The sequence below is a fragment of the Archangium sp. genome (genome assembly GCF_057119385.1).
Genome location: NZ_DBNGVP010000072.1, coordinates 1 through 23,031, shown reverse-complemented (window position 1 = coordinate 23,031; position 23,031 = coordinate 1). Strand labels below are relative to the sequence as shown.

Here is a 23,031-nt window from a genome sequence, read left to right as displayed (position 1 = left end):
CCGCTCCCGCCGCGCCATGAGGTACTTCCTCCCGCTCCAGCCATGCGGCGCAAAGACCCCAATGGAGCCGGAGACGTGAAGACACGCGGGCCGCGCGTGGCCAGGAAGGCTCCCGCCTCCGAGCCGCGCGAGCGCATCCTCCAGGAGGCCACCCGCCTCATCGCCGAGCGCGGCTTCGGTGCCATCTCCGTCAACGACGTGGCCCGCGCCGTGGGCATCAGCAAGCAGGCCCTGCTCTACCACTACCCCTCGCGCGAGGCCCTCCACGAGGCCGTCGTCGCCTCGCTCATCGAGCACTCCAACCGCCACCTCCTGCTGCTGCTCGGCGCCTTCTCCGGCAAGGGCGAGGAACGGCTGGAGCGCGCCATGGCGCAGATTCGCGAGTTCTTCGACACGGACCCGCACGCCGCGCGCGTCATCCTGCGCGAGCTGCTGGATGGGGATCGCACGCAGGTCTCCCGGCTGAGCCAGGGCGTGGAGCCGTGGCTGCGCCTCATGGCGGACACGCTGCGCCAGGGCCAGCACGAGGGCCGCATCCGCCAGGAGCTCGATGCCGAGGCCGCGGTGGCGCACGTCGGCACGCTGCTGCTCACCACCTTCGCCCTGCTGCCGCTGGAGGGCTGGCCGGGAGTGACGGACGCGGAGTGGCGCGAGCGCCGGCTGGGCGAGGTGGTGCGCATCATCGAGCGCTACCTCTTCACCCACGCCAGCCCCGAGCCCCACGACACGCCGCGTCCCGCCGCCTCCCGCCGTCAGACGAAGTAGGCGCGGCGCAGCACTTCCTCGGGCAGCTGGTGCAGGTCGAAGCCCGCCAGCCTGCCCATCACGTCCTCGTTCAACCCGAGCGCCTTGTACTCCGGCGTGGTGCCGGACACGCCCTCCAGCACGCCCACCGCCAGGCGGCGCGCCACCTCCAGGCCCGTGGGCCCCACCGCCATGCGGTTGAAGGCCACGTGGCCCACCTCGTCCACCAGAATCTCCATCAACCGCTGCTCCATGGACTCGCGCACCGCGGGCTGGTCCCGGAAGATCTCCCCCACCCGCTGCAGCATCCAGTTGAAGGAGAAGACGCCGGCGATCTCCGAGGCCAGCAGGATGGGGTGGAAGAAGAGGCCCGGCGCGTGGGCCAGCGTGCCGATGAGCAGCCGCAGCCGCAGCGGCGGCTTCCACGCCCCCTCCACCTTGACGCCGAAGTGCTGCGTGGCGCCGATGAGGATGCGCGTGTGGTACGTCTCCTCGAAGCCCAGCAGCTTCTCCACCTGGTAGAAGAGCTTCGTCGTGTCGTAGCGCTTCTGCCGCGCCTTGCCCACCACCTCCACCCCGTAGGCCTCGCCCGCGTTCGCCTTCACGAACGTCAGCAGCGCCACCTCCTGGATGGACAGCTCCTTCACCGCGTCGAAGCTCGCGTACGCCCGGTTGAAGGCCTGGGTGTCGACCTTCCCCTTGTACTCACTGTCCCAGCCCGCCGCCTGGCGCAGCCAGTCCTCCCGCAGCGAGAAGCCCCGCTCGAAGTTCATGTCGCCGTTGCGGCGCTCGAGGAACTGCCGGTACGCCAGCAGCAGGTCCTCCCGCGCGGACTCGGGGATGGGGGAGTAGAAGCTGGGGCGCAGGGACGTGGACACCATTGCGTCGGCCATGGGGAACCTCGGTGGGGTTGCCGACCAGGGGGGCAGGGACTTACCGGTCGGTCAGTCATTATTTGACGTCTGGCAAGCCCTCCGTCCAGCCCCCGGGACGTTGTACTGTGTCATCCAACACTCGAAGTGTGTGGGGATTGCCCCTTCCTGGCGTTGGGGCCACAATCGAGCCAACCCCCAGGTCCAATGGATTCCGCTCGAAAGCTGCCCCCGCCCGAAGCACCTGAAGCCCCCTCGGAGCACCAGCCGGGTGATTGCAAGGTGCTCGTGGTGGATGACTACGACGACGCCCGGGAGATGTACGCCGAGTACCTCGAGTTCCTCGGCTACCAGGTCGAAACAGCCCGGGATGGACAGGAAGCCCTCCAGCTCGCCCACCAGTCCCATCCGGACGTCATCCTGATGGACCTGTCGCTGCCCGTGGTCAGCGGTTGGGAGGCCACCCGCCAGCTCAAGCAGGATGCGCGCACCCGCCACATCCCCGTGATGGCGCTCACCGGACATGTCCTCGCCACGCACTCGGAGAAGGCGAAGGAGGTGGGCTGTGACGAGTTCGTCTCCAAGCCCGCCCTCCCCGACACGGTGGCCGACAAGATCCGTGCCCTGCTGCAGAAGACGGGCAGCAAACCCCGCTCGCGGTGAGCCCTCCACCCGCGGCTCCCCGGGACCCTGCCTCCGGCGCCGCCTGGCAGCCTCCGAGGGAGTTCGACGAGTACCGCCTGCTGCGCCCCCTCGGACGGGGACGCACCGGGCACGTCTACCTCGCCCACGACACGCTGCTCGAGCGCACCGTGGCGGTGAAGTTCATCCCCGCGCTCGATGACGAGACGCTCTCGCGCTTCCTCATCGAGGCCCGCGCCGCCGCCCGCATCCAGCACCCCAACGTCGCCACCCTCTACCGCGCCGGCCAGTTCGAGGACCTGCCGTACCTCGTCTCCGAGTACATCCGCGGCACCAGCCTGGACCGGCTCCCCAGGCCCCAGCCCTGGCAGCGCGTGCTGGACATCGGCATCGGCCTGACGCGCGGGCTCGCCGCCGCCCACCGCCGCAACGTCCTCCACCGCGACATCAAGCCCGCCAACGCCATCCTCGATGAGTCCGGCGAGGTGAAGCTGCTCGACTTCGGCCTGGCCAAGCTGCTCGACGCTCCCTCGGAGGCCCTTCCGGGCGACGCCACGGATGCCTCGTCCGGCTCCGCCTCCGGCGCGACGGAGTCCTCCTCCGAAAACCTCGAGCTGCCCTCCCTGCCCCACGGCACCCTGGTGGGGACGCCCTACTTCATGTCCCCCGAGACGTGGCGGGGTGAGCCGGCCTCCGTCCGCTCGGACCTCTTCTCGCTGGGGTCCCTGCTCTACGAGCTCGCCGCGGGCCAGGGCCCCTTCCGCCACATCCCCCCTCGGGAGCTGCCCCGCGCGCTGCAGGAGCAGGAGGCGCGTCCGCTGCTCGAGGCCGCGCCGGGGGTGGACCCGCGCTTCGCCACGGTGGTGGACCGCTGCCTGCGCCGCGAGCCCACCGAGCGCTTCGCCTCCGCCGACGCGCTGCTCGAGGCGCTGGAGGACCTGCGCGCCAGCGACACCGCCCCGCCCATCCCCGAGGGCAATCCCTACCGCGGCCTCAATGCCTTCCAGGAGGAGCACCGCGCCCTCTTCTTCGGCCGCCGGCAGGAGGTGCGCGCCGTGCTGGAGCGGCTGCGCGCCAATGCCTTCGTGCTCGTCACTGGCGACTCGGGCGTGGGCAAGTCCTCGCTGTGTCTGGCGGGCGTGCTGCCGCGGGTGCGCGAGGGCGCGCTGGAGGATGGCCTGTCCTGGGGCGTGGCGCGCATGGTGCCCGGCCGCCGGCCCGTGGCCACCCTCGCCGCCGCGCTCGCGCCCCATGTCGCGCTGGAGGAGGCCCGCCTCGAGCAGCTCGCCCGCGCCGAGCCCACCACCCTGGTGCGCGCCCTGCGCTCGGCCCTCGGGGAAGGTGCCCGCCGCGGCGTGGTGCTGCACGTGGACCAGTTGGAGGAGCTCGTCACCCTGAGCGAGCCGTCCGAGGCCGCGCTCATGGCGGAGCTGTTGGGCCAGCTCGCCTCGGGGGTGGCGGGCGTGCGGCTGCTGGCCACGTCCCGCAGCGACTTCCTCACCCGCCTGGGCGCGCTGCCCGGCCTGGGCGAGGCCCTCTCGCGCGCCCTCTACCTGCTGCGCCCCCTGGGCCGCGCCGAGGTGCGCGAGGTGGTGACGGGCCCCGCCCGGGCCAAGGGCGCGCGCTTCGAGTCCGAGGCCCTCATCGACACGCTGGTGGAGTCCACCCTGCGCGCCGAGGGCAGCCTGCCCCTGCTCCAGTTCACCCTCGCCGAGCTGTGGGAGGCGCGGGACAAGGAGCGCGGCATCATCCCCGCCGCGGCGCTGGAGTCCCTCGGCGGCGTCAGTGGCGCGCTCGCCCGGTACGCGGATGGTGTCATGGCCCAGCTGCTGCCGGATCAGCAGGGCGCGGCGCGGCAGTTGCTCATGCGGCTCGTCACGGTGGACGGCACACGCGCCCGCCGCTCCGAGGCAGAGCTGCTGGGACAGGACCCGGCCTCGCGCGCCGCGCTGGAGGCGCTCATCCGCGCGCGGCTCGTGATGGTGCGCCGCACCGAGGAGGGCACCACCTTCGACATCGCCCACGAGGCGCTGCTCACCGGCTGGCCCACGCTCGCCCAGTGGCTGCTGGAAGCCAACGAGGCCCGTCAGCTCCACGCCCGGCTGGAGCGGGCCGCCGCCGAGTGGGAGCGGATGGGACGTCCGCGCGAGGCGCTGTGGGGCACCCGCCACCTCGCCGAGGTCCATGGCCTCGCCCCGGAGAGCCTCACCCAGCGCGAGGCCGCCTTCCTCGAGGCCTCGCGCGGAGGCGTGCGCCGGGGGAGGCTGCTCACGCGCATGCTGGCCGTGGGCTTCGTCGCCTCGCTCGCGCTGCTGTACGCCGGCCTGCGTCTCCAGGCCTGGTACAGGCTCGAGGGCCAGGTGCTCACACAACTGGGCGAGGCCCGCTCCCGCCTGGAGAACGCCCGGGAGCGCGACCGTTCCCTGGAGGCGGTCCGGACGGAGTCCTTCGCCCTCTTCGACGTGGGCAAGCTGGACGAGGCCCGGCCCCGCTGGGCCGAAGCGCTGCGGATTCAGACGGGGACGCAGCAGGCCTATGCGCGGGCCAGCGAGGAGATGGAGAAGGCGCTGGTGCTCGACCCGGGCCGCGAGGAGGTGCGAGGCGCCTTCGCGGACGTGCTCGCCGAGCGCGCCCGGCTCGCCGAGCGCACCTTCCGCCCCGGCGAACGCGACGAGTTGCTGCAACGCCTGCGGCTCTATGACACCTCGGGCGAGCGCCTGGCGCGCTTCGAGGCGCCGCTGCGCGTGAAGGTGCGGACGCGGCCGGCCGGGGCCACGGTGACGCTGGCGCGCTACGAGCCCACGAGTGATGGACGGCGGGTGCTCACCGCGGCGCGCCAGGCGGGAAACACGCCGGTGGAGGGGCTGTCGCTGGAGCGGGGAACCTGGGTGGTGGAGCTGAGCGCGCCCGGGTATGCGCCGGTGCGCCACGTGCTGCGGGCCGAGCCCGGCCCCGAGCGCACGCTGGAGGTGGCCCTGCCCGAGGCGGCCCGAGTGCCCGAGGGCTTCGTCTACGTGCCGCGCGGCACCTTCCTGTTCGGCACCGCGGCGGACGAGAACATCCGCCAGTTCTTCGACACGGCGCCGCTGCACGAGGTGGAGACGGGGCCGTACCTCATCTCGCGCACCGAGGTGACGTATGGCGAGTACGTGCGCTGGCTGGAGGCGCTGCCGCCGGAGGAGCGGGCCCGCCGCACGCCGCACGGCTCCAAGGTGGCCTCGCTGAACGCCGAGGTCGAGCTGAAGCGGCTGGGGGATGGGCGCTGGCACCTGAGCATCCACCCCAACGGGGTGACGTACGCGGCGGCCGAGGGCGAGCCACTGCGCTACACCACGAGGCCGCGCGGGGTGGAACAGGACTGGCGGTGGCTGCCGGTGGGCGCCATCGACTACGCGGATGCCCGGGCCTACGCGGCATGGCTGGCGCGGACGGGCCGCATCCCCGGTGCGAGGTTGTGCAACGAGCTGGAGTGGGAGCGCGCGGCCCGGGGCGCGGACGAGCGCGAGTACCCCCACGGCGACGTGCTGTTGCCCCACCAGGCCAACTACGACGAGACATACGGCAAGGTGGGGGCCAGCTTCGGCCCGGACGAGGTGGGCAGTCACCCCGAGTCGCGCAGCCCCTTCGGGTTGGACGACATGGTGGGCAACGTCTTCGAGTGGACCGACTCCCTCTTCCAGCCCGGCCGCTCGGCGGCGCGCGGGGGCAGCTACTACTTCGGAGCCAGCACGGCGCGCGCCCCCAACCGCGAGACACCCGAGCCCGGCTTCCGGGATCTCAGCGTCGGCCTGCGGCTGTGCGCGGACGCCCCCTGAGGCGAGTGCTGGCAGCTACCCCTTGGCCGGCGGGTCCAACTGCATGGGCCGTGGGTAGCAGAGGCCCAGCGGGTCCCAGACGTATTTCTCCATGGGCACCAGGGTCAGGTGGCTCATGGCCTGTCTCTCGGCGAAACGCCTGAAGCGCTCGGAGACGAGGACGACGCCCCACATGCCCCGCGGCCGGAACACGTCCTCCCCCTTCCAGGTTCCTTCCTCCAGCACGAGCCCATCGATGGCATCAGGACCGGCGTAGCGGCACCAGGAGCACTTCACGGGTTTCTTGCTCAGGATGCGGCTGCGCTCCATGTCCAGGGCCGGGTTGCCATAGGCCGGCATGACGAAGAGGTAGCGGGGGGGTGGACCGGGCTTGGGACCACGGCCCTTGCGGCGGACGCGGGTGATGTCGACCGGATGGAAGCCGCTGAGCCCCGTCAGCCCCTCCGCCTTGAAGGCTTCCGCGAAGCGCTCGGAGATCAGCAAGCCGCCGCCAGGGGCATGCATGAGATCGCCATAGTCCTTGCCGTAGAGCTCCAGCTCGCCCCGGTAGGGAGGCAGCCAGGTCAGCAGCCCGACGAGGTCCCCACACCGGGGGCAGCGCGGCGCCGGGCCGGTGTTGAGGTCATCCGTGCCGAACTCGGTGTCGTGATGGCCTCCGCGCAGCTTTTCCACGACGAAGAAGCGCGGAGACGGGGAAGGAGCGTCAGAGGCCATCCGGGAACCTCGCGCGCATCTCGGGCCGGTTGTAGATCTGCCGCAACAAGGCTTCGAACTCCTCGGGTGTCGCGTTGAAGCACGACCATCACGGCCAGGCGGTACGCCACGAAACACCCTCCAGCTCGAGGAGGGCCCCAGTATTCCATATCCGGAGAGTGCGCCCCGGGCCTACCCGGACTTCAATCCGTGCGCCGGGACCGCGCGTCCATGAGGCCTGAGGTGCCGCGAAGAACGCTCGCTGGAAGACCATCGCCTGCGACTCCAGGGTCTGAGGAGCTGGCTTGCCGCCGCTCCCTCGCATGCCGACCATGCCGGAACACCCCTTCATCTGATTCGGCAGCGGTGTGCGACCGCGATGGCCCTCCCTTGTCAAACAAGACATTCCCTCGAGGGGATGGTGGCCAGGGCCGGCCTCTCGCCGAATGAGCCGAGGAGCCCACGATGCCCCAGCCCAAGAAGATCCCCCATGACGTGCCCGATGAGGTGAAGCTCGTCCTGGCCCACCTGCGGCCCGTCCCCGAGGCGTTGGCGCAGGAGCGCGAGCGGCTGCTGGCGGAGCTCGCCACCGCCCAGGAGTCTTCCACCGAGCCGCTCCAGCAACTCCAGCGCCAGGTGGCGGCGGTGCTGCGGTCCCTGCGGCCCGACGCCCCGTTCAATGCCCGTCTCGCCGGGGAGCTCGCCACCGCGCTCGGCAGCTACGTGAAACACCCCGGCGCCGTCATTCCACCTCCCGACATCATCCGCGACTGCATGAACCACGTGCGCTCGCACCTGGAGGCCATTGGCATGAGCCCCCTGCTCGCGGTGGTGGACGAAATCCCCGACCCGCCGTCCGCCCACGCGGAGGAGGAGTCCCGGGAGGAACAGGAGCTCCAGGCACAGCTCAAGTTCAGCAGCATCCGGGGCTGAGCGCCCCACATGCCCCGCGGGACATTGTCATACGCAATTCCAGACATCTCCCGCTGACGCCGCGCCGGCAGGAAACTCCGCGAGACCGCGAGCGATAATCCCCACATCCAATCTCTCTCATGGAAAGGAATTCCTCCATGTTCATCAATCAAAAGAACTTCCAGCTCGCGATGTTCCAGGCCTCCTCGAACTTCTCCTCGTCGCGGGGTGGTAGCTTCGCCAGCTTCTCCTTCAGCTCGGCCGTCTTCTCCTCCTCTTCGCTGGGCGGGCTGAATGGCGCGTACCAGAAGTGCCCCTCCAACCGCCCGCTCAACACGCTGGGGAACCTCTTCAGCTCCATCTCCATGCTGCAGTCCTTCAGCACCACCTTCCCCCAGTGCGGCTGCCCCTCGCGGCCGCCCCCCTGCCCCTCGCGGCCGCCGCCGTGCCCCCCGGAGCCGCAGCAGCACGGGAAGGGGAAGATGTGGGACGTGTTCTTCGACACCAAATCGGGAACGAAGACGAAGCAGCAGTCGCCCATCGTGCTGGACCTCAACGGCAACGGGAAGGCGGACATCACCGGCAGCAACATCAAGGGCAATGGCAAGCTGGAGGGCAACACCGTCAAGGGGTTCGACCTGAACCCCTCGGACCGCCAGTGGTCCACCAAGAGCCTGAACCGGCGCCCGGGTCACGGCGCGCCCGCGCTGGGGGCGGGGGTGACCGCCAAGGTCTTCGACAAGGACGGCAAGCTGGTGAAGTCGCTGAGCGCCGAGCAGCTCAAGAAGCTACAGGGCAGCAAGGCCTGGAAGAAGGGGGGCGGCGACATGGGCCTGGGGCTCGGCGGCGGCATGCGCGCCGAGTTCCGCGACGGCAACGGCACGCTGGTGAGCGAGCTCAAGCGCGACGGCACCAACAAGAACAAGCCCCTCTATTTCTGGGGCAACCAGAACCAGAACGAGTGGACCAAGCCCTGGGACTCGAAGACCGGTGGCGACGGCATGCTCGTGTGGGACGTGGACGGGGATGGGAAGATCACCAGCGGCAAGGAGCTGTTCGGCCACGTCGACCTGAACGGGAAGAACACGTTCAAGAACGGCTACGAGAAGCTCGCCCACTACTTCGACAAGAACGGGGATGGGCAGGTGAAGGGCTCGGAGCTCAATGGCCTGAAGATCTGGGAGGACCGCAACGGCGACGGCATCACCCAGAAGGGCGAGCTCGTGGACCTGGAGAAGCACGGCATCCGCAAGCTGAACACCCAGTTCAACGAGGCGGACATGAGCTCGTCGTACAGCACGCGCAAGCCCGGCCACGCGAGCGCCGCGCAGCAGACGGGGCAGAGCCCGGTGCACCACGAGGCCATGCAACAGGCCTGGCAGATCTTCCAGCTGGTCGATGTGCTGCGGCAGATGCAGGCCGCGGGCTGCGGCTCGTACTGACCCTCCCCGTCGTTCCCTCTCCACCCTCCAACGAGGAGCCCGCCATGTTCAAACCCGAGGAGATTCCCGCGGATCTGCCCGATGAAGTGAAGGCCGTCCTGGGCCACCTGAAGCCAGAGCCGGAGGCGTTGCGCCAGAGGCGCGAGCGGCTGCTGGCCGAGCTCGGCAAGCAGCTTCCCTCCTCCAAGGGAAGCCTCCAGCGGCTGCTGAACAAGCTGCGGGCGACGCTGCTCGCGATGGAGTCCCAGGCCTCCTTCCAGGCCACGCTCGCCGGGGACTTCCACCAGGTGCTCCAGCACTACGCGAAGGACCCCGCGGCGCCCAATCCGCCGCCGGCCCTTGTCCTGGAGTGCATGAGCTACCTGCGGGAGCGCGTGGAGGCGATGGGCCTGGGCTCCCTGCTGGAAGCCGTGCAGGCCGCGTCCGCGAACAGCCCCCCGCGCTGAGCCCTCACGCCACCTTGCGTGCGGCGGGCTCGTCCGCCCGCGCCAACGGCAGCCGCACCCGGAAGCAGGCGCCGCGCGCCACGGACGTGTCCAGCTCGAGCGTCCCGCCGTGGTTCTCCGTGATGAGCTGGCGGCAGATGGCCAATCCCAGCCCCGAGCCCTTCCCCACGTCCTTCGTGGTGAAGAAGGGCTCGAAGATGCGGGCCCGCAGCTCCGGGGGAATGCCCGGGCCGTCATCCGCCACCACCAGCTCGGCCATGCCGTCGCGCACGGCCGTGCTCACGCGCACCTCGCCCTTCTCGCCCAGCGCATCCAGGGCGTTGCGCAGCAGGTTCAGCATCACCTGTCCCAGCTGTCCCCGGTGGAAGGCGAACACCGGCAGCTCGCCGCAGTGGACCTCCACCCGTGCGCTCTCGGGCAACGAGCGCCGCACCAGCTCCACCGTCTCGCGCACCACTTCATTGAGGTCCCCCGGCTCGAGCCGGGGGCGCTCCCCGCGCAGGAAGGCCCTCAGGTCCGCTTGAATCCCCCGGATGCGCTCGGTGGCATGCTGCATCGCCTCCAGCGCGTCCGGCGTGTCCTGGAGCAGGAACTCCACGTCCAGCTCCCGCCACAGCCGCTCCACCTCGTCCACGTCCTCGGGGTGCGCCTCCAGCCGCTCCCGGCAGCGCCGCAGCACGTCGGACAGCTGGTCGAAGTACTCGCGCACCGCCGGCAGGTTGGTGTGGATGGCGGTGAGCGGGTTGTTGATTTCATGGGAGAGCCGCGCCAGCAGTTGCCCCATGGCGGAGAGCTTCTCGGCCTGCATCACCTTCTGGCGCGCCTGATCCAACTCGGCGGTGCGGGCCGCCACCAGGCGCTCCAGCTCGGCGTTCCTGCGCCGCAGGGCGATGCCGCGCCAGCGCACCACGCCCGCCACCGCCACACTCAGCAGCAGCACGCCCAGGCCCCTCGCCCACCAGGACGCCCACCACGGCGGGTGCACCACCAGGTCGAAGCCCGCCACCGGCCCCCAGGGGCCCCAGTCGTTGCGTGCACGGACCTCGAAACGGTAGCTGCCCGCCGGCAGCGCGCTGTAGCGCACCGAGCGGCCCGGCACGGCGTGCCATTCGTCCATGCCCACCAGGCGCGCCTCGTGGCCCACGTGTCCCTCGTCCAGGGCGCCCAGGTCGGCGAAGCGGACCGACAGCGTCGTGTCTCCGTGCTCCGCCTCGAGCCCCCGCACCTCGGAGCCGGAGACCTCGTGCGGCCCGAGCCGCGTGTTCAGCAGCACCACACGCGGGGGCGCGGCCGGGCCGGTGTAGCGCGCGCCGTTGAAGCGCCCCAACCCGCTCGAGGTGCCCACCCACACCGTGCCGTCCTCCTCCGCCAGGAAGGAGTTGCCGCTGCAGTCATCTCCCGGGAGCCCTCCGCTCGCGCCGAAGTGCTCCATCACCCCGTCCTCGCCCACCAGGTGCACTCCCGCGCCCGTCCCCACCCACAGCCGGCCCGCCGCGTCCTCGTCCACCATGTACGTGACGCCGTTGAGCAGCCCCGAGCTCCGGTCCAGGCGGAACACCTCGGTGAGGCGCCCCTTCTCGTAGGTGAAGCAGCTCAGCCCCAGCGGCTCCACGTAGGACACGCACACCCGGCCGTCGTGCCGCGCCACCAGGTAGCGCACGCGCTCGTCCCGCAGCCCCTCGGCCGTGCCCAGGCGCCGGAACACTCCCCCGTCTCGCACGAAGAGCCCATCCCCCGCCGCCCACAGCCTCCCGGCCGGGTCCAGCTCCACTCCGCCGAAGAACGTCCGCCGGCTGTGCGGCAACACCTGCTCGAAGGACCAATCCCCGTCCCGGTGCACGCCGCGGAACAAGCCGGTGCTGGTGGCCACCCACAGCGTCCCATCCGGCTCCCACAGCAGGTCGAACGTGTAGCGCGCCGGCAGACCCTCGGCCACGCCGTACGTCCGCACCCGCCCACTCCAGGGCTCGTAGCGGTGGAGCCCCTCCGGGTTGCCCGCGGCCCACAGGGCCCCGTCCGGGCCCTCCGTCACGCTCTTGAGCGAATACCCACGCAGCCCGGGCACGGTGAGCCACCCCTCGGGCGTGGCGCGCGCCAGCCCATCATCCGTGCCCACCCACAACGTCCCGTGGGTGTCGCGGATGAGGCCCCAGATCATGCTCGAGGGCATCCCGGTGGAGGTGTCGTGGACGGTCCACAGGCCCCGGCCCAGGGAGCGGTGCACGCCCAGGCTCACGACCCAGAGCGTCCCCTCCCGGTCATGCAGCACGTCCCGCATGCGCGTCGAGCGCTCCGAGAGGCCCAGCCGGTGCAGCTCCACCCGCTCGCCCTCCACGGAGAGCAGGCCGCGGTAGTTGGGCACCAGCAGCTGTCCACGCAGGCCCACGCGCAGGCGGCGCCCCGCTCCCATCAACCCCTGGAAGAGGTGTGAGCGATCCTCGAAGGGCATGCCCTCGCGCGGCTGCATGGCCAGCCACCCCTCGCCCGCGGCCCACAGCCGGCCCAGGCCGTCCCGCACCAGGTCGAGGATGGAATTGCGGCTGTCCGTCACCTCGTGGATGCGCCAATGGCCTCCGGCATCCCGGCTCAGCACCCGCGAGCCCGAGCCCACCTGGAGCGCGCCCGACGCATCCGCCCAGAGCACCATGGCCGGCCCTCCCGGCCAGCCCGGCATCGGCACGAAACGCCCCGGCTCCACCTCCACGTACAGGCCCTGCTCGGTGCCCGCCACCAGCCGGCCCCCGGCGTCCAGGCGGATGTTCCACACCAGCGAGGGGATGCCATTCATCGGCACGGGGATGAAGCGGCTCCCGTCCCAGCGCACCACGCCCTTCTGCGTGGCCAGCAGCAGCCGGCCCTGGGAGTCGAGCGTCTCGTCCCTCACGATGGACGAGGGCAGCCCCGCGTCCAGGCCGAAGCGCTCGAAGCGCTCGCCATCGAAGCGGTACATCGCATCCGCGGCGCACACCCAGATGAACCCCGCCGCGTCCTGCATCACGCAGGACATGTCGTGGTTCTCGATGCCCGAATCCGTGCCGTAGCTGCGGAAGCCGATGCGCCCCGGGGGCTCTCCGCTCCGAGCCTCCCTGCTCCACAGCAGGACCGTGAGGCCCAGCGTCAGGAGCGTGGCGATCCGGTACGACGGCATGGCTCCCGTGGCCTCTCAGGGAAAGCGGGCCCGTGTCCCCGGACCCGGGGGTTCAGCCTAACACAGGCCCGGGAGCCGGACTTATGGGGTCAGCCCGGGGGCCGTGGAGTCACCGGGGGCATCCGGACGAGCGGGCCCGCGGTTGCGCCCCCGCCAGCGTCCGTGGAGCTTCTTCGCGGGCAGGGCGATCAGCAGCGACACCGCCAACACGGACAGCGCGAGTCCCAGCGCGGGCAGCACGTCCTGCGAGCGGCCCAACCGGGTGGCCAGGCCCGCGAAGGTGGACCAGCCGTACGCCAGGGGCAGGTGCACCACGTAGACCCAGAGCGACGCGCGGCCCACGGGCGCCATCCACCGGTCGAGCCTCGCGGGCAGCAGCATCGCCGCGCCCGCGGCCACGGACAGCAGCCCCACCCGCCACGCCACCAGCGTGGGGTCGCTCACCCGCGGGTCTCCGCCCCACAGCGTCATCAGCGACAGGATGACCGTGCCCGCGCCCATCAGGCACAGCCAGTGCGGCACCCGCTTCACCTGCGCGAGCCACAGCCCCGCGAGGCCTCCCAGGAAGAAGTAGGACGACCAGGGGAAGAGGGGGAAGTTGGACGTCTTGCTCGCCAGCGCCTGCTCGAGCGCCAGGGGCCATCCGCCCGCCAGCACCGTCGCGCGCACCCACGGGCTCACGAGCGGCACGAGCACCGCCAGCGCCGCCAGCGCGCCCATCCGCGCCGCCCTTCCTTGGAGCACCGACATCACGCCCGCGCCCATGCACAGCGCCGCCGCCACGCCGTGCAGCGCGTCGAAGGCCAGGAAGTGCCGCCACACCGTCACATCCCCGGCGAAGAGCAGGGGCAGCCCCCAGCCGGGCCAACGCAGGAGGTAACCCCAGCCGAGCAGCAGGGCCACGCGGGGCAGGTACCGGCGCAGCACGCTCGAGCCATGCGCGCCCGTGCGCTGCACCGTCGTCGCGAAGGCCCAGCCGGCCACGAAGAGGAACAGGGGCGCCGTCACGGCCCGGAGGGACCAGTACGCCACCATGCCCACGCCGTCGCGCGCCGCGTCGGACAGCACCGCGTCCAGCGTGTGGCCCATCACCATCGCGAGCGTGGCCACCGCTCGCGCCCGGTCCAGGCCCGTGTTGCGCGAGCCCGGTACCGTCGGGAGTGGCTCGGCGCTGGGGGCCTGGGCACTCATCCCTTCAACACGTTGCAAGACAGGAGAGGACGCCGCTCACGCTCAGACGCGCATCGGCATCACCACGGCGGTGAAGCTCCGGTCCCCCGGCGCGTGCAGCACGCCCGGGCTGTGCTCGTCACCCAGCTCGAAGGCCACCTCGTCCGTGTCCGTCACCGTCAGCACGTCGATCAGGTAGCGCGCGTTGAAGCCGATGGTGATGGAGGTGCCCTGGTAGGCGATATCCAGCGCGTCCTTGGCCTCGCCCAGGTCCGGGTTGTTGGCGGTGATGAGCAGCTGGTTCTCCGCCAGGCCGATGCGCACCGCGTAGCTCTTGTCCGCGCTCAGCAGGGCGATGCGCTTGAGGCCCTCGAGCAGCCGCGTCTTGGGCACCAGCACCGCCTTCTCGCCCTCCTTGGGGATGACGCGCTGGTACTCGGGGAACTGGCCGTCGATGAGCCGCATCACCATCGTCAGGCCCGTCTTCTTGAAGAGCGCCGAGTTCTCCGCGAACCCCAGCTGGCACTCCGCGTCGGGCGCCTCGTCCAGCAGGCGCTTGAGCTCCAGCAGGCCCTTGCGCGGGATGATGACGCCGCCCTTGAGCTTGAAGTCGCCCGGCAGCTCGCGCTCGATGAGCGAGAGGCGGTGGCCGTCCGTGGCCACCATGCGCACCTTGCCGCCCTGCTGCGGCTCGAAGTAGACGCCGTTGAGGATGTAGCGCGTCTCGTCGGTGGAGATGGCGAACTGCGTCTTCTTGATCATCTCCAGCAGCGTGTTGCCCGTCACCTGCACCAGCGGGGCGCTCTCCTCGCGCGGCAGCTTCGGGTACTCCTCGGGCGCCGTGCCGACGATCTTGAAGTGCGCCGAGCCGGAGGAGATCTCCACGTAGTTGTTCGCCAGCTTCTTGAGCGTGACGTGGGCGTCCGGCAGGTTCTGGACGATGTCGAAGACGTACTTGGCGCTGAGCGTCACGGCGCCGGGTTTGATCACCTCGGCCGGGTGCTCGGACACGATGCCGATCTCCAGGTCGAACGCGGTGACCGTCACCCCCGTCTTGTGGGCCGTGACGAGCACGTTGGCCAGGATGGGCATCGTCGTCTTGCGCTCCACGATGCCCTGGGCGCGGTAGAGGGCCTTCTTCAGCTCGTCGGCGGCGATGCGGAATTCCATCTCGGGGGTCCTTGAAGAACCAGGGGGTCGGGAAAGGGTCGCGGCCCCGTGGCCGCGTCGGGCGGATGTAGCCCGGGGGGATTGGGTCGTCAACGAACCTGACGTCTGCGGTCATGCTCCTTTGTCCGGCACACAGCCGGACGGGCACTTGCGCCCTCTCCCCAGCCCCCGGCATGCAGGTAGGAGCCGCACCTACCGACCCGCCAACCGGTTGGTGCTTCCTGGCCGTGCCGCCCCCATGACTAGGGAGGGTCGAGCCAGGAGGAGAGCGCCATGCACGAGAGGGTCTACAAGACCGACGACGAGTGGCGGCAGGATCTCACCCCGGAGCAGTACCGGGTGATGCGGCAGGGGGAGAGCGAGGCGCCCTTCACCGGGGCCTTCGTGGATCACCACGCGCGTGGCATCTACTGTTGTGCGGGGTGTGGACACACGCTCTTCGCCTCGAAGGCGAAGTTCGACCCGGGCACGGGCTGGCCGAGCTTCTGGGCGCCCATCCGCCCCGGCCACGTGGCGCACCACGAGGATCGCTCCAGCTTCCTGCGCATCCGCACGGAGGTGGCATGCAACCGCTGTGGCGCCCACCTGGGGCATGTCTTCGATGACGGGCCGCCGCCCACGGGGCTGCGCTACAGCATCAACTCGGCGGCGCTGGCCTTCGAGCCCGAGGAGCAGGTGCTGGAGGAGCAGGCACTGGGGGAGGACATCGGCGTGCCGGCGTGAATGACGCGGGCCCCGCGTGCGTCGGAAGTGGCATCTGTCCCGGGAGGCGGCGAGACTGCGCCCCCTCCCTTTCCGGAGCCCGTCCCATGACCTTCCGTCAGCCCCTGCTCACCGCCGCCCTCGCCCTTGGCCTGCTCGCCGGTTGCAGCAAAGGCACCACCCCCGAGACCCCCCGCGCCGCCGAGTCCGGCGGCACACCTTCCGCGCCCATGGACAAGCCCACCGACAAGCCCGCCACCGCTCCCGAGACGCCCTCGGGGGGCACCGCCGCCGCGCCCTCCGCCGAGCGGGGGCCCGCCGTCTTCTTCCTGCGTGACAGCGGGGTGCGCTGCATGACGACGCCCTGCCCCTACTTCATCGCCACGCGGCCGGACCGGCCCAACGACGAGCCCATCCAGGTGCACGAGGTGGACACGGCGGCGCTCGGCGTCGACGACGAGAAGCGGGCCAGCATCATGGAGGCCACGCACATGAACCCCGGCCTCAAGGTGGAGGGCACGCTGGACACGGTGCCCAACGCGGGCCCCGCCGGCGCCGCTACGGTGCTGCGCGTCCGCCGGGTCGTCACGGGCCAGTAGTCGCGGCTCCCACCCGGGGGGCACCGCGCCTGTCGTCCCCCGGAAGTCACTTCCCCGGGCCTCACGCCCCACGTCCCTCGGGAAGAGTATCCTGGCTCTCTCTCCATTCAAGGACAGGGGGCGCTTCCGGGATGACGGGGCGAGTGGTGGAGACACCCCAGAGCGGGCGCGGGGCCGGGTGGAGCCTCGGGCCGCTCGTCCTGATGTGCCTGCTGCTGGCGAGCCCGGGCCGTGCGGCGGCCGCGTTGCGACTGGAGGACTCGCCGCGCCAGCTGCTCTCCGGACGCGACACCCGCGCCACCCTCACCGTCTCAGCGCCCGGGCTGCCTCCGGACGTGCGCCTCGCGTGCAGCGCGGGCCGGGTCCTCCCGGCGCGACGCTCCGCCCCGGACACGCTCCAGGCCGGCTTCGTCCCGCCGCGCACTGACACGCTCGCGCCCATTCTCTGCGCCGCCGTGTCGCCATCCTGGGGGGCCCACGCCACGGTGGTGCTCGAGGTGCAGCGCCGCCAGGTGTTGCCCCTGTCCGGACTGCCGCCCCTGGGCCGGGTGGAGGTCCGCATCGGTGACACGCTTCATGGGCCGGTGCGCGCCACGGCGGCCGGACAGGCCGAGGTGCCCGTTCTCCTCTCGCCCGGCGTCACGCAGGCCACCGTCTCGGCCACGGCGCCCGGCCAACCCGCGCGGCAATGGCCCATGGCCCTGCCCGTGTCATCCAGGCCCACGGTACTCCTGATCGCCGAGGAGTCCTCCGTCGAGGCCAATGGCGAGCGCGGTCCGCGCGTGTGGGCCTTCGGCCTCGACGGCCGGGGCGAGCCGCTGGAGGCCGCGCCTGGCTTATCGACGACGGGAGGCACCTTCGAGGCGCAGCGCATCGCGCCGGGTGTCCACCTGGGCACGCTCGTGCCCCATCCCCGGGCCACCACGCCGGGCGAGGCGGTGCTCACGGCGCAGGCGGGCAATGGCGAGCCCTGCACGGTGCGCGTGGAGCTGCGGGCCGGGGTGAAGCCCACCCTCGCCCTCGAGGTCGAGACGCTGGAGGGTGGGTTCTCGGGGGCGTTCGTTCATGTGTCCGTCCACGACGAGCGGGGGCGTGCGCTGGCGGGAGAGCCCGTGCGCCTCCAGGCCTCGCTCGGCGAGTTGGGGCCCGTGCAGGACCAGGGAGATGGCACCTACCTGGCGCGCTACCGGGCACCGCCTGGAGGAGGCGAGGAGCGGTTCATGGCGTGGCTCGACGGCGTGCCACCGGTCTCGTCGAGCGCGACGTTCCTTCCCATTCCCCGCCTGACGTTGGAGCTCGGCGGGAGGGAGCGGAACGGGCACGAGCTGCCCGCGGATGGCCTCTCGCGGGTGAGCATCAAGCTCTCCGCCCGCGACGCGAAGGGGATGCCGGCGCCGGACGGTACGGAGATCCTCCTGTCCACCACGCTCGGCCGGCTTCCCCCCTCGGTGACGACACGAGAGGGCCGCGCCACCGTCGAGCTGGAGTCTGTCCGTCGGACGGGCGAGGCGCTCGTGCGGGTGAGCTGGGAGGACCAGAGCGTCAGCACCACGGTGCGGCTCGTGCCTGGAGAGCCCGCCCGGCTGCGCGTGCGCACCGAGAAGGACGAGGTGCTCTGCGACGGGAGGGACAGCACGCAGGTGCATCTGCTCGTCGAGGACATGTACGGCAACCCACTGGACGGCGTGCCCATCACCCTGCGAGCCGCGGGAACGCAGGCCGAGCACGGGCGCTTCGAGCGAGTGGCCTCCCTGGGCGGAGGGGAGTTCGTCACCCGCTTCCATGCACCGGCCCGGTGTGAAGGTGGAGTGGCCACCGTGCTCGCCGCCGCGCGCGAGGCCCGGGGGGATGCGCGGCTCACCCTCGCCTCGCGCATGCCCCGGGGCCTGGCCCTGCGGCTCGGAGCGCAGAGCAACCTGGGCCGGCTGGTACAGCCCTCGCTGGAGTTGGAGGGGGACGTGCGGCCCTACGCGCTCGGCGAGCGGCTCGCCGCCAGTGCCTCGGTGCAGGTGGCCTGGGGAGGTTTCTCGCTGCGGGGCGAGAGCGCGGCGCACGAGCCCTTCGACCTGAACGCCCAGGCCTTCACCACCACCGTATCCATGGGGGCGCGCTGGCTCGTGCCCGTCATCGGCTCGCTGTCCGGCTATGCGGGTGCCGGGCTCGACGCGCACCTCGTCCGCATCGACTGGCGCTTGAGCCTGGACCCGGGCTCGCGGCGGCAGTTGTCCCCCGCGTTCGGCGGCCACGTGCGGCTCGGGGTGGTGTACCCGCTCGGCCCCGGGGAGTTCGTCCTGCAGGGGCGCTACGGCCTCGCCCGGCTTCCCGAGGGCGGCACCTTCCAGGGCCCCATCGGCGGGCTCTCCACGTCGCTCGGCTACCGCTTCACGCTCTGACGAAAGGAGGCACGGATGCGCTTCCGTACCGGCATGCACTTCCTCGCCCTGGCCCTGCTGACCTGGGTGCTCTCCTGCGGCGCCCAGCCGGACACGCCGCGCCTCCAGGCGGTGTCCCCGGAGAGCACCGCGTTCGGCACGCCCGAGCGCTTGCTGCTCAGTGGCTCGTTCGCGCCGGACGTGGCGGTGGACCTGGGCTCGGAGGCTCCGCCGTCGCTGGAGAACCGCTTCGAGGTGCGCATCGGCTCCGAGCGCGCCTACGCCGTGCGTTTCCGCTCGCGCGACGCGTTGGAGGCCACGGCCCCGGCCACCCTGCCACCTGGACGCCATGACGTCACCGTCACCGATGCCCAGGGCCGCGCCTCCACGCTGTCGGGGGCCTTCGAGGTCATCGACCGGGGTGTGCACCGGCTCGTCTTCGTCACCTCGATGCGCGCGGCGCGGCCCGGCGAGTGGACGGAGCCCATCCGCATCGAGCTGAGGGACCTCTCGGGCCAGCCCGCGCCCACTGCCACGCCGCGCGTGCTGCGCGTCATCAGTGACTCGGAGTCGGGCCGCTTCGCCCGGCTCGGGCAGGGGGAGGAGGCCCAGCGCGAGCTGGAGGTGACACTCGCCCCGGGGGAGTCCGGGGTGGACCTGCGCTACCGGGACACCACACCGGGCTATCACACGCTGGAATCCAGCTGCCACGAGCTGCCGCCGATCGCCCAGACGGTGGCGGTAGGACGGCTCGGCCCGCCCACGGCGGTGCGCTTCACCCGGGTGCCCACCTCGCCGTTGGTGGCGGGAGAGCCCGTGGCCCTGACGGTGGACGTGCTGGACTCCAGTGGCGGCCCGGCGTCGCTGCCAGCCACCGGCATCCAGCTCACGCTGCGCACCAACTCGCCCGCGGGAGGACTGGCCGTCAGCGAGAGCGACCCCTCCCACCCCGCTCTCACACTCGTGCTGCAGGGCTCCCAGGGCCGGCTGCCCCTGCTCTACAAGGACACGCGCAGTGCGGCGGAGGTGTGGCTGTCGGCGAGCGGCTTCAACCGGGACACGTACGGAGCGCTGTCGCCCCACACGGTGAGCCTCGCGGTGCGGCCCGGCGCCACCCAGCGCTTCGAGGTGCTGCGCACCGGCACGGGCCCCCTGCAGGCGGGAGTCCCCGAGCGCTTCATCCTCACGTCGCTGGATGCCTGGAACAACCGCACGCCGTACACCGGCACGGTGCGGCTGGACACCTCGCCGCCGGACCCGGGCTTCTCGCCCGGCGACGTCGAGCTCGAGGTGGGCATGGCGGCCTTCAACGCCGAGTTCTCCCGCGTGCAGCGGGTGTCCGTGGTGGCGGAGGATCCCCACGCGGCGAACGTACGAGGCGCCACCCCGGAGCTCACCATCCAGGCGGGGCCGCCCACGCACCTGGCGGTGTCCCCGGTGGTGGGGCCGCAGCTGGCGGGCGAGGCCTTCCTCCTCACGCTCGAGGCGTTGGATCGCTTCGGCAACCGGGCGGACACCCCGCTGTCGGTGACGCTCTCCGCCTCGGGCGTTCCCGAGGGGGCGCTGAGCCCCACGACGAGCGGCACCTTCACGGGCGCCATCACCTTCCCGGTGATGCTCACGGCCGCGGTGGAGGAGACACGCATCAACCTGGTGGAGGGGACGGTCTCGGAACCGGGAGCGCTGCGCACCACCACGGGAGGCTTCGCCGTGCTGCCTGGAGCCACGCAGCGCTTCGTGGTGGAGGACACACCCGGAGCACAGACGGCGGGAGTGCCCTTCCGGGTGCGCATTCGCGCGGTGGACACCTACGGAAACACCACCCGGGACGTGCACGAGCTGGAGCTGGATGCCCAGGGAGTGCACGCGCACCAGTTCTCTCCCGCCCGCTACACCGGCTTTCAGGGCCAGGCCGACGTGGAGCTCACCGTGTTGCTGGCCCTCTCGAGTACGAGGCTGAGCGTCGTCTCGGGCAACGCCAAGGGACAGCAGCCCGGCACCTTCGCGGTGAACCCCGGCGCCGTGGCGCGGTTCCAGCCGCAAGTGCCCCCCTGCATCACCGCCTCGGACCGTTGGAAGCTCACCCTGCAAGCGGTGGACAACTGGAACAACGCCGTGACGTCCTATGTGGGGACGGCCCGGCTCGCGCTCTCGCCGTTCGGCCCCCTCAGCCCGAGCACCACGCCGCCATTCACGGGCGGCACCGTCACCCTCCCCAACGTCACGTTGAACGACGTGGCGGGCCGGGAGCCGCAGTCCTGTCTGGAGCTCATCATCACGGACAGCGCGGACGCGAGGAAGACGGTCAGTCAGTGCCTCAACCTGCAGTTGAGCTGTCCCAAGCGCCAATGAGCCCGAGCCCATGAGAATCCGCACCCGGCTGCTGCTGCTGCTCATCGCCACCGCCGTGGTGCCCACCGTGGCGGTGGGCCTGTTGGCCTGGCGCGACGCGGAGCGGGCGCTCTCGGAGGCAGTGGCCGAACAGCACCGGCGCACGGCGCTGGTCGAAGCCGAGCATGCCGCCGCGCATGTCCTCTCGCTGGCCACGGAGCTGGGCGGCGCGCTGGTGCACCAGGAGCCGCTCGAGCTCGGCCCATCGGAAGCGCAGGAATTCCTCATCCGCGTCTTCCTGCGGCGCGACCGCATTGCCCAGGTGGGGCTCTTCGATGCAGGGGGCCAGCTGACGACCTCCGTCTTCGTGGATGATCCGGAGGCCTTCGCGCGGAAGGAGCCGCAGTTCCGACGCCACGACACGGTGGCCGCCGGAGAGGTGGAGGACTTCCAGCGGCGGGCGGCGGAGCTGCTCTCGCAGGTGCCCGAGGGCCGGGCGTACGCCGTCTCCGCGCCCTACCTCACCGAGGTGCGCCGCCGGCCGGCGGTGGTGGTGGCGGCACGAGTGCCGGGGACCCGGGCGGGAGGGCTCGCCGCCGAGTTGGGCCTGGAGGAGCTCGCCCAGCGGCTGGCCGCGCGGGGCGTGGGCGATGAACGGCTCTTCCTGCTGGATGGAGCGGGCCGGCTGCTGCTGGACGGTGAGCCGGAGCGCGAGCGCCATCGGGAGGACTTCACCGGGAAGCTGCCGGGGGTGGTGGGCGCGAAGCGGACGGGGCTGGCGGAGTATGAGGAGGAGGGCCGCGCGTGGCAGGCGGCCGTCAGCCCGGTGCCGGAGCTGGGCTGGGTGGCGGTGGTGGCCCGCCCGCGAGAGGCCGCGCTCGAGCCGCTGCATGCCCTGACGCGGAGCACGTTCGGAGTGCTGGGGCTGACGCTGGTGGGGGTACTGGCGCTGGCGCCGGTGCTGGCGCGCGCGCTGGCCCGGCCCATCGCCCGGCTGGCCGAGGGCGCACGAGAGCTGGCCCGGGGAAACCTCGCCCACCGCATCGCGCTCAAGCGCCGGGACGAGCTGGGAGACCTGGCGCGAGCCTTCAACGACATGGGGCAGGCGCTGGAGCAGGCGCACCGGGAGTTGCTGGGCTTCAACGAGCAGCTCGCGGCGCAGGTGGAGGAGCGCACCCGGGAGCTACAGCAGACGCAGGTGCAGCTCTCGCGCAGCCAGCGGCTGGCGGCGATGGGAGACCTGGCAGCGGGAATGGCGCACGAGATGAACAACCCGCTGGCCGCGGTGCTGGGCAACGTGCAGCTGATGCTGATGGATCTGCCACAGGAGGACCCCTCGCGCCGGATGCTCGGCACGGTGCACCAGCAGGCGCAGCGCATCGCCAGCATCGTTCGCGAGCTGCAACTGCTCTCCGAGCGTCAGCAATTGGGACGGCTGCCGTTGGACCTGCACCGGATGCTGGAGCGGGTGCTGGAGTCCCGAGGCGCGGAGCTGAACCAGGTGGGGGTGCAGGTGGACCGCCGCTTCCACCCGGGAGAGGTGAAGGTACTGGGCGATACCCAGGCGTTGGGAGATGTCTTCGGCCGGCTGCTGGGCAACGCCCTCAATGCCATGAGGGACAGGCCGGAGCGCAACCTCGTCTTGAGCACCCAGGTGGTGGACGCGGAGCTGGTGCGCGTGGAGATGCGGGACACGGGCCGGGGCATTGCGCGCGAGCACCTGGAGCGCATCTTCAATCCCTTCTTCACCACCAAGCAGCAGTGGACGGGGAAGGGCCTGTCATTGGCGGTGTGCCACCGCGTGATCGAGGACCACGGTGGAACCATCACGCTGGACAGTCACGAGGGCGTGGGCACGACGGTGATACTCCTCCTGCCCGCGGCGCCGGCCTCGAGCGGCCTGGTGTGAGCTCACCGAGGAGCCCGCAAAGGCGAAGGCCCCGAGTCTTCACGTGATGTGAGGACTCGGGGCC

At 71.5% G+C, this 23,031-nt stretch carries 16 protein-coding genes and 1 pseudogene; 11 read left to right on the top strand and 6 right to left on the bottom strand.

Features of this window, described 5'->3' with window-relative positions; all coding sequences use genetic code 11:
- The first annotated feature begins 75 nt into the window (after positions 1-75).
- Complete coding sequence (locus AC16DP_RS16965; protein WP_329728459.1) at positions 76-765, top strand: TetR/AcrR family transcriptional regulator; 690 nt, start codon at positions 76-78, stop codon at positions 763-765.
- Here AC16DP_RS16965 and AC16DP_RS16960 read toward each other — a convergent pair.
- Positions 753-1,637, bottom strand: a complete 885-nt coding sequence (locus AC16DP_RS16960) for a hypothetical protein (RefSeq protein WP_329728458.1) — start codon at positions 1,635-1,637, stop codon at positions 753-755. The genes AC16DP_RS16965 and AC16DP_RS16960 overlap by 13 nt on opposite strands.
- Before the next feature lie 186 nt (positions 1,638-1,823).
- Between AC16DP_RS16960 and AC16DP_RS16955 the strand changes: the two genes are divergently transcribed.
- Positions 1,824-2,279 carry a response regulator gene (locus AC16DP_RS16955; RefSeq protein ID WP_329728457.1) on the top strand — a complete coding sequence of 152 codons (456 nt, stop codon included), beginning with the start codon at positions 1,824-1,826 and terminating at the stop codon, positions 2,277-2,279.
- Complete coding sequence (locus AC16DP_RS16950; protein ID WP_329728456.1) at positions 2,276-6,073, top strand: nSTAND1 domain-containing NTPase; 3,798 nt, start codon at positions 2,276-2,278, stop codon at positions 6,071-6,073. Before AC16DP_RS16955 ends, AC16DP_RS16950 begins: the two co-directional genes overlap by 4 nt.
- Before the next feature lie 15 nt (positions 6,074-6,088).
- Here the strand turns inward: AC16DP_RS16950 and AC16DP_RS16945 are convergent, their stop codons facing one another.
- Together AC16DP_RS16945 and AC16DP_RS16940 are read right to left on the bottom strand one after the other, a co-directional pair.
- Entirely contained in the window at positions 6,089-6,787 is a 699-nt protein-coding gene (locus tag AC16DP_RS16945) for a hypothetical protein (protein ID WP_329728455.1), read from the bottom strand.
- Positions 6,777-6,860 (bottom strand): annotated as a pseudogene (locus AC16DP_RS16940) (Wall-associated protein precursor); the annotation flags it as partial. The pseudogene AC16DP_RS16940 and the gene AC16DP_RS16945, both read right to left, overlap by 11 nt.
- 371 nt (positions 6,861-7,231) lie before the next feature.
- Between AC16DP_RS16940 and AC16DP_RS16935 the strand changes: the two are divergent.
- From AC16DP_RS16935 to AC16DP_RS16925, 3 genes are all read left to right on the top strand, one after another.
- The gene (locus AC16DP_RS16935) at positions 7,232-7,699 is read left to right on the top strand and encodes a hypothetical protein (protein ID WP_329728454.1); all 468 of its coding nucleotides are present in this window, start codon (positions 7,232-7,234) and stop codon (positions 7,697-7,699) included.
- A 137-nt stretch (positions 7,700-7,836) separates the two neighbouring features.
- Positions 7,837-9,120, top strand: coding sequence for an EF-hand domain-containing protein (locus tag AC16DP_RS16930; protein ID WP_329728453.1), 1,284 nt, complete (start codon positions 7,837-7,839; stop codon positions 9,118-9,120).
- Between the two features lie 44 nt (positions 9,121-9,164).
- Entirely contained in the window at positions 9,165-9,566 is a 402-nt protein-coding gene (locus AC16DP_RS16925) for a hypothetical protein (RefSeq protein WP_329728452.1), read from the top strand.
- Between the two features lie 4 nt (positions 9,567-9,570).
- On the opposite strand, the gene AC16DP_RS16920 is transcribed toward AC16DP_RS16925, so the two are convergent.
- The 3 genes from AC16DP_RS16920 to dnaN all read right to left on the bottom strand — a co-directional run bounded on the left by AC16DP_RS16920 (position 9,571) and on the right by dnaN (position 15,054).
- A complete protein-coding gene (locus AC16DP_RS16920) occupies positions 9,571-12,714 on the bottom strand; it encodes a sensor histidine kinase (protein ID WP_329728451.1) in 3,144 nt (1,047 codons plus the stop codon).
- 81 nt (positions 12,715-12,795) lie between these two features.
- The gene (locus AC16DP_RS16915) at positions 12,796-13,905 is read right to left on the bottom strand and encodes an acyltransferase (RefSeq protein WP_329728450.1); all 1,110 of its coding nucleotides are present in this window, start codon (positions 13,903-13,905) and stop codon (positions 12,796-12,798) included.
- Positions 13,906-13,947: 42 nt separating this feature from the next.
- Positions 13,948-15,054: a DNA polymerase III subunit beta gene (gene dnaN, locus AC16DP_RS16910; protein ID WP_329728449.1), complete on the bottom strand. Its 1,107-nt coding sequence runs from the start codon at positions 15,052-15,054 to the stop codon at positions 13,948-13,950.
- A 273-nt stretch (positions 15,055-15,327) separates the two neighbouring features.
- Between dnaN and msrB the strand changes: the two genes are divergently transcribed.
- From msrB to AC16DP_RS16885, 5 genes are all read left to right on the top strand, one after another.
- The gene (msrB, locus tag AC16DP_RS16905; RefSeq protein WP_329728448.1) at positions 15,328-15,777 is read left to right on the top strand and encodes a peptide-methionine (R)-S-oxide reductase MsrB; all 450 of its coding nucleotides are present in this window, start codon (positions 15,328-15,330) and stop codon (positions 15,775-15,777) included.
- An 86-nt stretch (positions 15,778-15,863) separates the two neighbouring features.
- Positions 15,864-16,355, top strand: coding sequence for a DUF6748 domain-containing protein (locus tag AC16DP_RS16900; RefSeq protein WP_329728447.1), 492 nt, complete (start codon positions 15,864-15,866; stop codon positions 16,353-16,355).
- A gap of 131 nt (positions 16,356-16,486) precedes the next feature.
- Positions 16,487-18,748 (top strand): hypothetical protein, encoded by a 2,262-nt coding sequence (locus AC16DP_RS16895; RefSeq protein WP_329728446.1) that lies wholly within the window; start codon positions 16,487-16,489, stop codon positions 18,746-18,748.
- A gap of 15 nt (positions 18,749-18,763) precedes the next feature.
- Entirely contained in the window at positions 18,764-21,079 is a 2,316-nt protein-coding gene (locus tag AC16DP_RS16890) for a hypothetical protein (RefSeq protein ID WP_329728445.1), read from the top strand.
- A gap of 10 nt (positions 21,080-21,089) precedes the next feature.
- Entirely contained in the window at positions 21,090-22,967 is a 1,878-nt protein-coding gene (locus tag AC16DP_RS16885; RefSeq protein WP_329728444.1) for a sensor histidine kinase, read from the top strand.
- Positions 22,968-23,031 lie beyond the last annotated feature (64 nt).

Bases quoted from the DNA above. Each gene is read 5' to 3' on its own strand.
- AC16DP_RS16960 (WP_329728458.1), bottom strand. From the start codon at position 1,637: ATGGCCGACGCAATGGTGTCCACGTCCCTGCGCCCCAGCTTCTACTCC.
- AC16DP_RS16955 (WP_329728457.1), top strand. From the start codon at position 1,824: ATGGATTCCGCTCGAAAGCTGCCCCCGCCCGAAGCACCTGAAGCCCCC.
- AC16DP_RS16945 (WP_329728455.1), bottom strand. From the start codon at position 6,787: ATGGCCTCTGACGCTCCTTCCCCGTCTCCGCGCTTCTTCGTCGTGGAA.
- AC16DP_RS16935 (WP_329728454.1), top strand. From the start codon at position 7,232: ATGCCCCAGCCCAAGAAGATCCCCCATGACGTGCCCGATGAGGTGAAG.
- AC16DP_RS16930 (WP_329728453.1), top strand. From the start codon at position 7,837: ATGTTCATCAATCAAAAGAACTTCCAGCTCGCGATGTTCCAGGCCTCC.
- AC16DP_RS16925 (WP_329728452.1), top strand. From the start codon at position 9,165: ATGTTCAAACCCGAGGAGATTCCCGCGGATCTGCCCGATGAAGTGAAG.
- AC16DP_RS16920 (WP_329728451.1), bottom strand. From the start codon at position 12,714: ATGCCGTCGTACCGGATCGCCACGCTCCTGACGCTGGGCCTCACGGTC.
- AC16DP_RS16915 (WP_329728450.1), bottom strand. From the start codon at position 13,905: ATGAGTGCCCAGGCCCCCAGCGCCGAGCCACTCCCGACGGTACCGGGC.
- dnaN (WP_329728449.1), bottom strand. From the start codon at position 15,054: ATGGAATTCCGCATCGCCGCCGACGAGCTGAAGAAGGCCCTCTACCGC.
- msrB (WP_329728448.1), top strand. From the start codon at position 15,328: ATGCACGAGAGGGTCTACAAGACCGACGACGAGTGGCGGCAGGATCTC.
- AC16DP_RS16900 (WP_329728447.1), top strand. From the start codon at position 15,864: ATGACCTTCCGTCAGCCCCTGCTCACCGCCGCCCTCGCCCTTGGCCTG.
- AC16DP_RS16895 (WP_329728446.1), top strand. From the start codon at position 16,487: ATGACGGGGCGAGTGGTGGAGACACCCCAGAGCGGGCGCGGGGCCGGG.
- AC16DP_RS16890 (WP_329728445.1), top strand. From the start codon at position 18,764: ATGCGCTTCCGTACCGGCATGCACTTCCTCGCCCTGGCCCTGCTGACC.
- AC16DP_RS16885 (WP_329728444.1), top strand. From the start codon at position 21,090: ATGAGAATCCGCACCCGGCTGCTGCTGCTGCTCATCGCCACCGCCGTG.